Source organism: Roseimicrobium gellanilyticum (genome assembly GCF_003315205.1).
Taxonomy (GTDB): Bacteria; Verrucomicrobiota; Verrucomicrobiia; order Verrucomicrobiales; family Verrucomicrobiaceae; genus Roseimicrobium; species Roseimicrobium gellanilyticum.
In genome coordinates, this window is sequence record NZ_QNRR01000001.1 from 872,144 (window position 1) to 884,797 (window position 12,654).

At 59.4% G+C, this 12,654-nt stretch carries 10 protein-coding genes; 3 read left to right on the forward strand and 7 right to left on the reverse strand.

Annotated elements, in window-relative coordinates; translation table 11 throughout:
• Positions 1–33 precede the first annotated feature (33 nt).
• The 3 genes from DES53_RS03550 to DES53_RS03560 all read right to left on the reverse strand — a co-directional run bounded on the left by DES53_RS03550 (position 34) and on the right by DES53_RS03560 (position 3,773).
• A complete protein-coding gene (locus DES53_RS03550) occupies positions 34–2,301 on the reverse strand; it encodes a thioredoxin family protein (RefSeq protein ID WP_211325430.1) in 2,268 nt (755 codons plus the stop codon).
• A 107-nt stretch (positions 2,302–2,408) separates the two neighbouring features.
• Complete coding sequence (locus DES53_RS03555; RefSeq protein WP_113957186.1) at positions 2,409–2,633, reverse strand: CDGSH iron-sulfur domain-containing protein; 225 nt, start codon at positions 2,631–2,633, stop codon at positions 2,409–2,411.
• A gap of 93 nt (positions 2,634–2,726) precedes the next feature.
• Positions 2,727–3,773, reverse strand: a complete 1,047-nt coding sequence (locus DES53_RS03560) for a quinone-dependent dihydroorotate dehydrogenase (RefSeq protein ID WP_113956808.1) — start codon at positions 3,771–3,773, stop codon at positions 2,727–2,729.
• Positions 3,774–4,023: 250 nt separating this feature from the next.
• Between DES53_RS03560 and DES53_RS03565 the strand changes: the two genes are divergently transcribed.
• Positions 4,024–6,597, forward strand: coding sequence for a LamG-like jellyroll fold domain-containing protein (locus DES53_RS03565; RefSeq protein ID WP_113956809.1), 2,574 nt, complete (start codon positions 4,024–4,026; stop codon positions 6,595–6,597).
• A gap of 48 nt (positions 6,598–6,645) precedes the next feature.
• On the opposite strand, the gene DES53_RS03570 is transcribed toward DES53_RS03565, so the two are convergent.
• The 3 genes from DES53_RS03570 to DES53_RS32745 all read right to left on the reverse strand — a co-directional run bounded on the left by DES53_RS03570 (position 6,646) and on the right by DES53_RS32745 (position 8,226).
• On the reverse strand, positions 6,646–7,098 hold the full coding sequence (locus DES53_RS03570) for a hypothetical protein (RefSeq protein WP_113956810.1): 453 nt from the start codon (positions 7,096–7,098) through the stop codon (positions 6,646–6,648).
• A gap of 33 nt (positions 7,099–7,131) precedes the next feature.
• Positions 7,132–7,560: a hypothetical protein gene (locus DES53_RS03575; protein WP_113956811.1), complete on the reverse strand. Its 429-nt coding sequence runs from the start codon at positions 7,558–7,560 to the stop codon at positions 7,132–7,134.
• A 108-nt stretch (positions 7,561–7,668) separates the two neighbouring features.
• Positions 7,669–8,226 (reverse strand): GNAT family N-acetyltransferase, encoded by a 558-nt coding sequence (locus DES53_RS32745; protein ID WP_170156821.1) that lies wholly within the window; start codon positions 8,224–8,226, stop codon positions 7,669–7,671.
• A gap of 124 nt (positions 8,227–8,350) precedes the next feature.
• On the opposite strand from DES53_RS32745, the gene DES53_RS03585 reads away from it, so the two are divergent.
• Together DES53_RS03585 and DES53_RS03590 are read left to right on the forward strand one after the other, a co-directional pair.
• Positions 8,351–10,171, forward strand: coding sequence for a GDSL-type esterase/lipase family protein (locus DES53_RS03585; protein WP_147263196.1), 1,821 nt, complete (start codon positions 8,351–8,353; stop codon positions 10,169–10,171).
• 8 nt (positions 10,172–10,179) lie between these two features.
• A complete protein-coding gene (locus DES53_RS03590) occupies positions 10,180–11,574 on the forward strand; it encodes a sulfatase (protein WP_425468376.1) in 1,395 nt (464 codons plus the stop codon).
• 157 nt (positions 11,575–11,731) lie between these two features.
• Here the strand turns inward: DES53_RS03590 and DES53_RS03595 are convergent, their stop codons facing one another.
• Positions 11,732–12,565, reverse strand: coding sequence for an HAD-IB family phosphatase (locus DES53_RS03595; protein ID WP_113956815.1), 834 nt, complete (start codon positions 12,563–12,565; stop codon positions 11,732–11,734).
• Between the last annotated feature and the right edge of the window lie 89 nt (positions 12,566–12,654).

The following is a 12,654-nucleotide window of genomic DNA, read 5'->3' on the forward strand; positions in this document are numbered from 1 at the left end:
TTGCTTCCTGCAGGAGCGGCGCAGTGAAAATCCTCACTGTATCACCTGGGCCGTTTCCCCTTTGGCTGGCATTGGCGTATGCTCCAGCTTGGCGAGGGCTTCCTTTACCAGCGATGCAGTGAGGGGCATGTCTGGATTGAGCTTGATAGGCTTATTTTGACCAGGAACATACAAGAGCCTTAGAGGAACGTAAGTGACCTTCAGCTTGGCCAGAGCCTGTTCGATCCTCGGATCAGGTTGCGTCCAGTCTGCGCGAAGCACTTCCACCTCGTGTTTGCGGAACTCATGTTGAAGAGAGCGGTCCTTGTATACATGCTGTTCCTGTTGAGCGGCCGCAGCCCACTGCGCGGTGAATTCTACGAAGACAGGCACCTTTTTGGAGCGCAATTCATCGACTGCCTCTGGAGCCCATGTCTTCCAGTCGAGCGAGGCTTGCGCTTTATCGCCTTTGATTGGCTTCGGCGCATGCTCCAGTTTGGCAAGTGCTTCCCTCACCAGTGAAGGAGTGTACGGGACGTCTGGATCAATGATCACCGGATCTTTTTGGCCAGGTATGTACAGGACGTTGACCGGGATGGCGGACTTTTTGAGAAGAGCGAGTGCGTCCTCAATGCGGACATCTGGAGTGGTCCAGTCGGCACGGAGCAGTTCCACACCATACTTGCGGAAGTCTGCTTGCAAGGCCTGGTTCTTGTACACCCACTTGTTGGCCTGGCAGGTGGCGCACCAGCGGGCGGTGAAGTCCACGAAGACGGGGACGTTCTTTGCGCGCAGATCATCCACGAGCTCAGGTGACCACTCCTTCCACATGCCGTCCTTGGGACGTGGATAGGCCATCCAGAAACCAAAGACAAAGACGAGCACGGTGAAGATGATGGCTTTCACCCTCGTTTTGGCGGGTTTGTCCGGCGTGAACCACCGGCCATAGATCCAGCAGGCGGCAGCAATGAAGACGAGCCCGATGAGGAGATCGCGCTGGCTGTATTCACCAATCAGGCCCATGAGCGACCAGGTGAAGTAGGCGGCGGCGGCAAGCATGAGGAAGGCCATGGCCTGCTTGAAGCTCTCCATCCAGGCGCCGGGGCGTGGCAATACGCGCAAGAGCCTGGGGAAGAAAGCCAGCACCAAAAATGGAAAGGCCAATCCCAAGGCGATGACCGTGAAGAACACGAGCGAGGGCCATAAACTCAGACCAAGCGCGAACGTCAAGGCTCCCGCAAGGAAGGGCGCGGCACAAGGAGTGGCCACCAATGTCGCGAGGAGGCCCGTGAAGAACGAGCCCTTCAATCCCGACTTGCCGGTGAGTTCCATGCCCACGCCGGTGGTGGAGGTGCCCACCTCAAACACACCGGCCATGTTCAGACCGAAGATGAAGATGATGAGTACTACGATGAAGGAGAACCAGGGTGATTGAAGCTGGAATCCCCACGCAAGCTGCTCGCCGGCAGCACGCAGTCCCTGAAGCACGGCCACCAGCACCCAGAAGGAAATCAGGATGCCGAAAGTATAGGCAAGGCCATGGGCCAGCACACGTCTTGGATCTTCACCGCTTTGATGGACGATGCTGGTGACCTTGATGCCCAGTACCGGGAAGACGCATGGCATGATGTTCAGGATCAAACCACCCAAAAAGGCGAACAACAGCTGCTTGAAGATGTCGCCCACGGACATGTCGGAAAAGGACGTCCCGTCGCTGGCCTTGCTCTCCGTGGGTGTCGTGCCGTTGGTGGCATTGCTTTTCTCAGGCGTGGTCGATGTGGAGTCTCCCGCAGAAGCCGCCGCAGCAAACACGGAAGCTTGCGCAGCATCTGTCACTGCGGCATCCGCCACCGGCAGGGTGAGGGAGATTTGAAGCGTCGTGGGCTGGCAGGTTTGTGGATCACATACCAGAGCTTTCACTTCGCCTTCGAGCTTCACCTGCTCACCTGGCTTGATACCCGCAGGAGCGGTCAACCTGGCCGGAAGGTAGACAGTGTCTGAATAGCCTTGAGTCTTGGTGCCTCCAGTGGACTCGGTTTCATGGGTAGGAGGCCAGGGGAGGTCCTCGGCTTTCCAGCCTTCCGGAAGTTTCCAGTCGATTGTAGTGGGCAGGCCCGTGGCATCCGGTGGCAGGGTCTTGCCATAGGTGTGGTAGGTCGGCGCGTGCTGCAGCTTTACTGCAACCCGGAAAGTGCCGCCGGGAGCGATGCTACTATGCTCAGATACCAATGAGGCGGTGACCGGCTCTTTCTTGCCTGCGGTGCCGGGCTTGAGCCCGGGGAGGTCGATGCCCTGGGCCATGATGGCGGCGGGCAGGAGCATGAGAAGTGCGAGAGAACGTAGCAGCGGACGAATCATGGCAGAGGGAGCAGCAGTGGTGACGTGACGATGCGAAGAACAAGAGAAAGCATGACCGGAACTCACGCACCTCAGGAATCCTGAGGCGGCAGGTCGTTGTGGGACCCATCGCAATACGGTGGATTCTTTGTGTGCTTGCAGTTGCAGAGCCACACGCGGCGCTTTTCCGTGAGGGTGAATTTCAAAGGGGCGATGCCGGTCCCCTTGTGCGAGCCATCGCACAGGGGTTGATGCCCTGAGCGACCACAACGACACCACCAGTGCACTCCGGCTTCGAGTTCCAGAGTCACGGGCATGGGTGAGGATGTTTGCGGTGTTGGCACGGGATTCATCTCCATCACTCCCAAAGGGTTCGATTGATGCGCGCCCGTGGATGTTTTGGATTCACCTCACACGGTATTTGGGATGCCTGCCACCTCGGCAATCAGCTTGGGACCGCGGTAGACGAGGCCACTGTAGACCTGCACGAGGGAAGCGCCCGCTTGCAGCTTCGCCTCGGCATCCATCTCGCCCATAATGCCGCCAACGCCGATGATGGGTGGTGGCGCTCCTTTGGCCTCACTCTTCAGGGCAAGAGCGAGGGTGGCAATCACGGCAGTGGACTGCCGCATGAGCGGCTTCCCGCTCAGGCCGCCAGCTTCTTTCCAAAGCTTGTTCTTTTTCACCCCTTCGCGGTCGATGGTGGTGTTTGTTGCGATGACACCTTCCATGCCCAGCTCTGCGAAGACCCTGGCGAGGACCTCGATTTGTTCTTCACCGAGGTCAGGGGCGATCTTCACCAGCAGGGGGCGATGCACGCCATGTGTCGTGGCCAGGCGCGCCTGCTCTTCTTTGAGTGTGCCGAGGAGACGGCGGATGGGCTCCTCCGCTTGCAGGTCGCGGAGACCCTTGGTGTTGGGAGACGAGATGTTCACCGCAATGTAGTCCGCCACCTGGTAGGCCTTGCGCAGGCAGGTGAGGTAGTCATCCGCTGCGTTCTCCAGTGGTGTGTCGAAGTTCTTGCCGATGTTCACTCCGATGATGCCGGTGCTCGTGCGCCGCTCCAGGCGATGCACAGCTTCATCGATGCCTGGGTTGTTGAAACCCATGCGGTTGATGATGCCCTCCTGTTCCACCAGGCGGAAGAGGCGGGGAGTGGGATTGCCGGGTTGCGGGCGAGGAGTGAGGGTGCCTACCTCCACATGGCCGAATCCCAAGGCGCTCCAGGCATCCACGGCAGAGGCAGACTTGTCCATCCCGGCGGCGAGGCCCACGCAGTTGGGAAATTTGAGGCCCATCACCGTGCGGGCTTTGGAGGGAGCAGGTTCCGGATCGGGCAACATGCCCAGCAGATGGCTGGCGCGCAGCAGCTTCACAGTCCATTCATGAGCCGTCTCTGCATCCAGTTGAAACAGGAGAGGACGGAGAATGGGGTAGAGGCGGTGAATGAGGGGCATGTGCCCCTTGAATTAGCGCTTGCGCAACCACCGGGCAAGACCGGGTTTCTGCGGGTTTACATCGTAGAGTCCGCCCATTTCACTTAAGAAGGCAGTTCCGGGACATTTTGATTGCGAATGGCCCCAGCATTGAGCATCCCTTCTTTTCAGGAATCACGATGTCATGTGACTCCTGTGCGGGCCAGTAGAGGCGTGGCCGATTTCCCAAGGAGCCGTGGACCATTTTGGATTTTCTGTGCGTACTTTTCTCATGACATTTCAGGCATTTCTTCGGCGGATCCGTCAACCCCTCGCCATCGGCGCATTTTGCATGGCGCCGGTGTTTCTGGGAGCGGCCACGATGAAGGAATTCAAACCACTGCACATCAATTGTGGTGGAGGCAACATCACCGACAAGAAGAACGGCATCGTCTGGATCTCGGACAAGGGCTACATCGTCAAAGGAAAGAAGTACCGCTTCAACACCGAGCCGGAGACAAAGAACGTCCCAGGAGCGCCGCCGGCGGATGTGTATGAGTCCGTGCGCCGCGCGAATGTGACCTACCGCTTCCGCAAGCTGGATGATGGCATGTACAAGCTGCGCATGCACTTCATGGACGGCAAGAAGGTCGCGAAGCGCAGCATGGACTTCTATGTGGATGGCGCGCACCTGGTACAGAATCTCAGTGTGCGTGAAGCAGCAGGCGGCGTGAATCGTGCCTATGTCTTCGAGGCGATCGTGGAGGTGAAGGGCGGCAAGGGAATGGAGATTCGCGGCACCCGAGGCCATGGTGATGATGTCTTCATCAGTGCGCTGGAGATCCTGCCTGCGCCTGTGGGCAGTGTGGCGACGCGACCTGCGGACACCTCGCCTCACTCGCCTGCAGACATGGCACAGCAGCTCCGTGAGTTTGCCGGTGGACACGTGCGTCTCGTATGGTCGCGTACTGAGGTGGAAGAGGACTTCTACGTCGCGCTGAATGACAGCCAGCTCATGGGCTATGACACTGAGGATGGCAAGGGTGAGCGGATCATCCTTCAGGGCTCCGGCAGCTACGCGATGCCCACACTGACTCCGGACGGGAAGGGTGTGGTCTTCACGGATCAGCGGCAGCACAAGTGCTTCGTGATCGGCTTTGATGGGACAGGCCTGCGTGAAATCGCGCCGGGCTATGCCTCCGATGTGTGGCAGGACCCTGCTACGGGACGCACCTGGGTGTACGTGCGCACGGGCTGGCGCGATCCGAAGTCTCCCATGGTGCGCTATGACTTGAAGGACCCCAGCCAGCATGAGGAAGTGTGGTCGAAGTCCGCCACAGGACAGCCGCAGATCTCGTACTTCCAGCTCTCTGGCGATGGCCGCCTGGCGGCGGATGGCTTCCCCTGGCCGCAGTGCGGTGTGGCGGATTTGAAGAGCGGTGACTTCAACATCACTGCGAAGGGCTGCTGGCCGGGCGTGGCACCGGATGACAGTCACCGCTCGTTTGTCTTCACGGGACAGCACACCTCGATTCAGTTTTTTGATGAACCGGGTTCCAATGCCCGCCTGGTGAATCTCGCCACGGTGCCGGGCTGGATTGGCCGCAAGCTCTATCATCCACGCTGGACCAATGATGTGCACTACATCACGGCGACTGCACCGCAGTGGATGCCGGAGACGGAACTGTATCTTGGGAGGTTCGACTCGAATTTTACGCGGATCGACAACTGGTTCCGAATCACTTACAACAACACGTCGGACTTCTTTGGAGATGCCTGGTTTGAAAATGCCAGCATGCACAAGCCGCAGCCGGGCATACCACAGGTGACGCCTCCTCCTGCGCCGGTGGTGACAGTCGCGGCACCCGCACAGGCACAGGTGCCCGGCCTCGTCTTCCTGTGGGAGAACGAGCGTGCGAAGAATGCCATCCTTGATGACCAGGGAAACATCATCCGGCGCTGGACCGCGAAGTATGAAGGCGGGACGCGGCCCAATCGTTGGTTCGGCGCGGATCTGCGCAACGGGTCGCTGGTGCCGGATGAGGATGCCGCAAGTGTGATCGCGCAGGGGATCCAGAAGAGCGGGCAGTTCACCCTGAGTGTGGATGTCTCGCACTTCCTCAGCGCACCGAAAGAGCACTCCATCATCGCGTTCCTTGGATCTGCGGATGGGAAGTCCGGTCTGATGCTTGAGCATGATGAACAGGGCTTTGGCGTCCGCATGAGCATCGACTCCAGCGCGCCGACACGCTTGTCGCTGGGCCAGGGTCGGGAAGGGGAGCATCACCAGTTGGTGGTCGCGTACTCGGATGGGAAGCTCGTTGGTTACGACAATGGTGTGGAGAAGGCTTCCACGAAGGTTGCTGCAAATGTGAGCCGGTGGAATCCGGGCGTGCTGCTCTTCGGCCGCGCGCCTGGAGGCGCATCCCCATGGACGGGCTCACTGGAGAATGCCCGCGTATACGATCGGGGGCTCACGTTGGCGGAGGTGCAAACGAAGTATGGCCAGGCCGCCAACCTCTGGAAGTCGCGCCAGCAGGCGCAACGTGTGGTCGTGGAGGCGGAACTGCTGCAGGCATCTGAACCAGATGATCCGGTGACCATTGCGCCGTACATGCGCAGCCTTGGAGAGAATGTGTATCGTGTGACGAAGGTGGTCTCCGGTGAACTGGAGGCAAAAGAGATCGTGGCCCTGCAGTGGGTCATCCTTGGTGGGAAAGTTCTTCCATCGGCAGAGCGTGAGGAAGGCAAGACCTACACGCTCGTATTAGAACCGGCGGACGTGCATCCACAGCTTGCGGGTGAGCATCGCTCCTCGGACATCTTTGAGCCGGAGATGCCGGTGTTTTATGATGTAGGTAGCTGACGTGCAAGAGCCTTCACCCTGTGAAGGCCTCGCGCGTGGGGAGAAAAGCTATTGGTCCTCGAACCTCAGGATTAACTGTATCCGGCCATACTCCCACGACTTTCTACCGGGTAGTTCGATCAAGGGGTGAAGGGCCACGCGGGAGCTGTAGACCAGCCGGGGAGAGCCATGCAGGACCAATCTGTCCTGGTGAACTTCATCAATGCCCCAGCCCCCGACAATCACTTCGGTGACCTTTGGTCCCTCCGGCACGAGCGCGTAGTGACGAATGATGGCGGCCTCTACCGCGGCCTCGACTTGGGGCTCCATCGGTTCGCCCAGTTTGATCTTGTACAGGCCACGCCAGTCCTTGGGAACGGAGATGACAAGCGGGTTGGTCTTTTGAGGCGAGGGGACAATGCTGACACAGGCCGCCAGGTTGAGGACGGAGACAATCACCGCGAAGGTCAGGGCGATGCGTTGTACTGGACGGGCAAGCGTTGGAAATGATGCCACATTCATGATGCGTGGAACTGAAGGTAGGAGAAGGTCAGGCTAGTCCTTGAATCTCAAGGTCAGGACCAACTCGCCGAACTTGGTGACCCGATTGCCAGGAATCCTGATGTTCAGTGGGTCCACTGCCACACGAGGGCTTGAGACGAGGTTGGGATATCCCTCCAACACGATCTTTTCAGCGCTCTCTTCCGTCACAGCCCAGTCGGGAATGATGACTTGGGTCACCCGCGGACCATAGGGCATTTGCGCATAGTACCGGATGATGGCGGCCTCCACCGCGGCGTTCGCTTCTGTGCTCGTGTTTTCATCAGCCTCCACCTTGTACATGCCACGCCAGTCCTTTGGGAGAGTGATGTCCATCTGGGAGACTATTTGAGGTGGTGCCACCACGCTCACGCAACTTGGCATCACCATGGCAAGGATGGCCGGCAGAAGCAGCCGCAGGGTTCTGGAGAGTGGCGTTGTCATGAGTACAGTTTTGGAGAAACGCACGCTGGCCCCGGGCTATTGCGGCGAGTGCTGTGCCCCTTCGACTCGGGGATTCTCGGCTTTATTCGAAGCGGATGTGGAAGCACATCACTTTTCGAAATCAGAGGGGGTGAATGAAAACATCACTGCGTCGTGTGGTGTGTCCTGGATGACGAGGCGATTTCGAAGAATGCCCTCCCAAGCAGCCCCGGCCTTCTCCGCGACCCGCTGGCTGGGAAGATTTCCGGTAGCAGCGACGATCTCCACCCGCTGGAGCCTGAGATCACGAAAGGCGAACTCGGCAAGCAGGCGTGTCGCGCGGGTGGCATAGCCCTTGTTCGTCTGGCTGGTGCGGATCCAGTATCCCAAGTTTGCGAAAGGATGGGCATCATGCAGGCTGTTAATCCCGCCACTGCCCAGTTGCTGGCCGGCGACTGTTCTGATGACGAACTCAAATTGCCTGCCTGCATCCCATTGGGAGACAGCGAAGGACACCCAGCCTTGGGTTTCATGAATCCCATATCCCGGGTGACACCACGGCATCCACGGATGGATCTCGGCAATCGACTCCGAGGCTCCAGCAAAGACATCCTCCACGTCCTCGTGGCGATAGCGGTGGAGGGTGATGACTCCGTCGGTGAGGGTGTCGCGCGGGGAGGTGTTCATGACATGGGATTGATGGAGAAAAGATCGTCGGCGACCCCGTGTCAATCCTGGTTGACGTTCGTGTGGGTTCTTTGACAATGGTGGCTGCGCGCCACGTTTGGAACTCCAGACTTTACCTACTCCTATGCGTTGTCTGTCCTTGTCGTTTGTTTCCTCCTCTTGTGTTGCTGCTCTGCTGGCAGTGGCGATTGAGTCCAATGCCTCCGCCCAATTGCCGGTGCCCATTCCCGGAAAGGCTCTTAAGGAGGTGGTGAAAATCGTGCCGCTTGGGCTGCTGCCGGCTTCGACCTCCACGACACCTGGCGAGCCGGCGCCTATTGAGGGAGGATTCACCATCATGGTGATGCCGGACACGCAATACTACTCGCAGCAGTATCCGGACACCTTCCACAAGCAGACACAGTGGATCGCGGACACGGCAGCGAAGTACAATACGGTTTTCGTCGCGCACTTGGGGGACATCACCGAGACCGCTGCCGATGCGGAGTGGAAAGTGGCGCAGGCGGCCTTTGCCCGGCTGGATGGGAAGCTGCCGTACCTGCCCACTCCGGGGAATCACGACTACGGCGGTCGTCTCCAGGTGCAGACGCATCGCTCTCCCTATACGAACTTCTTCCCCGTAGCCGGCTTCCAGAAGATGGCGACCTTCGGTGGTACGTATGACAAGGAACCGGAGAAGAGCGACAACCAATACCACCGCGTCACTGTGGGTGGCCGGAAGTGGATGGTGATCGCGCTGGAGTATGCGCCACGCACGGATGTGCTGCGCTGGGCTGGCGACGTGTGCCGGGCGAATCCAGAGCACTCGGTGATCATCACCACGCATGCCTACCTGGATCCCCGCACGAACCGTCGTTTTCCGGGAGCCCTTGCCGAAGCGAAAAAAGAGAAGAAGCCGGATGAGGGGGTGAAGCCGGCCAAAGAACGTCCCGATCTCAATCAAGGCGAGGACATGTGGCAGAAGCTGGTGTCCAAGCATGGCAACATCGCGCTGGTGCTATGTGGTCACGCGTCCTACACGGCACATGTCACCAGCACAGGAGAGGCTGGCAATACGGTTCACGAAGTGGTGGTGGACTACCAGCGGGATGTGAATGGCGGCGACGGCTGGATGCGCTTGCTGCAGTTCCTGCCGGACGGCAAGACGGTTCGTACACGCGACTATTCCCCAACGCTGAACCTCACCTGCACCATGTCGGACCGTTGCTATGACATGGTGTTCGAGTTGCCGAAGGCGCCGACTGGCTCTGCGGTTTCGGTATTGGCGGCAGCAGCCCTCCAGGTCACGGCAGCAGCCCCGGCGGCACCTGCATCGACCAAGGAAAAGCCCAAGGCCAGTGCCAATCCAGTGATGGATCCCATCAAGGATGTGCCAGGGCTGCCTCGAGTGCTGCTCATCGGGGATTCCATCTCCATTGGTTACACCATGCCCGTGAGGAAGTTGCTGGAGGGCAAGGCGAACGTGCATCGCATTCCGACGAATGGCGGTCCGACAAAGAACGGCATTGCCAACATCGACAAGTGGCTGGGCAACGGGAAGTGGGACGTGATCCACTTTAACTGGGGCATTCATGACCTGAAGTACATGCCGGACGGCAAGCGTCAGGTGGAGCCCGAGGACTATGAGAAGAATCTGCGCGCTTTGGTGAAGAAGATGAAGTCCAAAGGCACGAAACTCATCTGGGCCACCACCACGCCGATTCCGGATGGGGAATTGAATCCACCACGCCGCTTTGGCCAGGTGAAGGAGTACAATGAAATCGCTGCGCGTGTGATGCAGGATGAAGGCGTGGTGGTGGATGATCTCAACGCCTGGATCACGCCCGACCTGGCCAAGCTGCAGAATCCGAAGGACGTGCACTACAATGCCGCGGGCTCTGACAGGCTCGGCGAGAAGGTGGCCGAGGAAATCACCAAGGCGCTGCCAGCTTCCAACAGGAGGTAGGCGGGCGGATTGACTTCTGCGGCAGGATGCGCTCGCTCCTCACACTTCTTTGTTCGCTGATGGCTTCAAGCTGGGTCTTTTCGGCCCAGCCCCCCAACATCGTCTTCATCATGGCGGACGACCTCGGGTGGCGGGATGTGGGGTGCTATGGGAACACCTTCGTCGAGACGCCGCATCTGGATCGGCTTGCGAAGGATGGCATGCGATTCACCAAGGCGCTGCAGCAGACGGTCTGCTCGCCCACGCGGGTGGCGGTGCTCACGGGGATGCACCCGGTGCGCACGGGCATCACGGACTATCTTGGGCCGGAAGCGGGTGCGCTGTTTTTGGATCCCAAGGTGGATACCATCAATGAGCGGCTGAAGGCAGTGGGATACCGTAGCGGGCTCGTGGGGAAGTGGCACCTCACCGGCAATTACGAAGCGGCGAAGGGTTCGCCGGACAAGCATGGGTGGGACGAAGTCATCGCCTCGGAGAACAACTACATCGGGGGTGGAAGCTACTTCCACCCGTACAAACATATTGCTGGATTGCCAGCGAAGCTCGGAGAAGGGGAGTATCTCACGGATCGACTGAACGCGGAGGCGTGTGACTTCATCGCAAGGAACAAGGAGAAGCCCTTCTTCCTGTACCTTTCGCACTACGCGGTGCACACGCGGCTCGCGGCGAAGCCTGACCGGCTGGCGAAATATCAGGAGAAACTTGCGGCGTTGTCACCGGATGAGGCTGCGAAGGTTGTCACGAAGCCCGCGCTGGCTGCCATGATGGATAGCGTGGATGAAGGCGTGGGGATGATTCGGGCGACATTGACGAAGCTGGGCCTGGACAAGAACACGCTCGTCATTTTCACCAGCGACAACGGAGGGGAATCCGTGCGCGGAACCAAGGACGGCAAGCTTGTGCCCGGGGTCACCAGCGTGGCGCCGCTGCGAGCCGGAAAGTCCCATCTGTATGAGGGAGGCCTGCGTGTGCCGCTCATCGTTTCATGGCCCGGAGTGACGCCACCTGGCTCGGTGTGTGACGAGCCGGTGAATGGATTGGATTGGTATCCTACGCTGCTGGACGTGGCGGGAGTGAAGTCTAAAAGTTCCCAGCCCATGGATGGCGTGGATATTGTGGCTCTTCTCCGGAATACCCAGGAGAAGCGCGAGGGCGCCATGTATTGGCACTACCCGCTTGCGAAGCCACACTTCCTTGGTGGACGCAGCGCCGGAGCGATGCGGGATGGGGATTGGAAGCTGATTGAGTTCTTCGACACCGGTGATCTGGAACTCTACAACCTCGCGACGGATGAAGGGGAACAGAAGAACCTCGCGAAGGTGATGCCAGAGAAGGTCGCGGCCATGCATCAGCAGATGATGGCATGGCGCGGGAGCACGGGGGCGAAGGTGCCCCCGCGCTGAGTCGCTCCGTAGTTACGGGATGCTTGGCGCATGCCGCCAGGCTCGCGTGAGTTCAGCGAAGAATGGCTTCCGCGGGTGCGATGGTGTTTGCCTCGATTTGGCTTCGGGATGGTGGGGTGGGTTCTTGGTCGTTTTCATAAGGGGGATTGAAATGGCATCAGCCAGCGAGGGCTGCCTGTTGCATGGCCGCGAGGGGCATTTCCCGAAGGGTGAGCCAGTCTGTGCGAATCTTGTCCCAGTCCTGTAGGGCCAGGCCGTGGGCGGTGAAGAGGTCGCGGATCTGTGCTGAGTTCCAGCCCAGCAGGTCTTCCAGGATGGGCACGAGCACGCTGAAGGCGCTGTCGCTTAGAATGGTGCGCTTCGCGATGCGACCGATGCTGATGGATTCTGATACCGCAATGGTGTGGCCGTCACGGCTGTTCACATGTTGCATCACGTACAGGTCAGAGCTGCCGTCGCCCATGTAGATGGTGCGGTCCGAGGGCGTCTGCATCTGGCGCTCGAGTTCCTGAAGCACGGCGACCTTGCCGTATCCGGCAGGCACGCGGGTCACAGCGGAGATTTCGCCGGTCTTCTCGTCGTATTCGAGCTCGGTGCCGTGGATGCGGTCCGGGGGGACCAGCCCTTCCAACGCGGAGCGGACCACATCGGCAGGTGCGGCAGAGATGACGAAGAACTCGAACTGCGCTCCGGGTAGTCCGGCTGCGAGAGTTTGCGTGAAGAGATCCACGTTCTGCTTCAGGCGTACGCGCTTGCCGGCCTCGATGAGGTGTTCGCGTCGCACCTCACGGAATTGGGGATCATGGCGGAGCAGGTAGGTCAGCTCGGCACCCTGCTGTACGAGATGGGAGCGGGACAGTCCGGCCACCTTTTGCGCGAAATCCTTCATGCCCAGCAGTTCACTGAGCACCAGGCCGGAGTCATTGAAACTCAGGGTCTGGTCAAAGTCGCTCGCCACGAGATACGTGGGGTTGAGGTCTGAGGTTTTCATGAGACAAGGATCGCACAGTTGATATAGCAGGCAATCCGCTTGGGTAAGGGCGCCTGGTGTAAGAGTGGTCTATGTAGCTGGTACTCAGT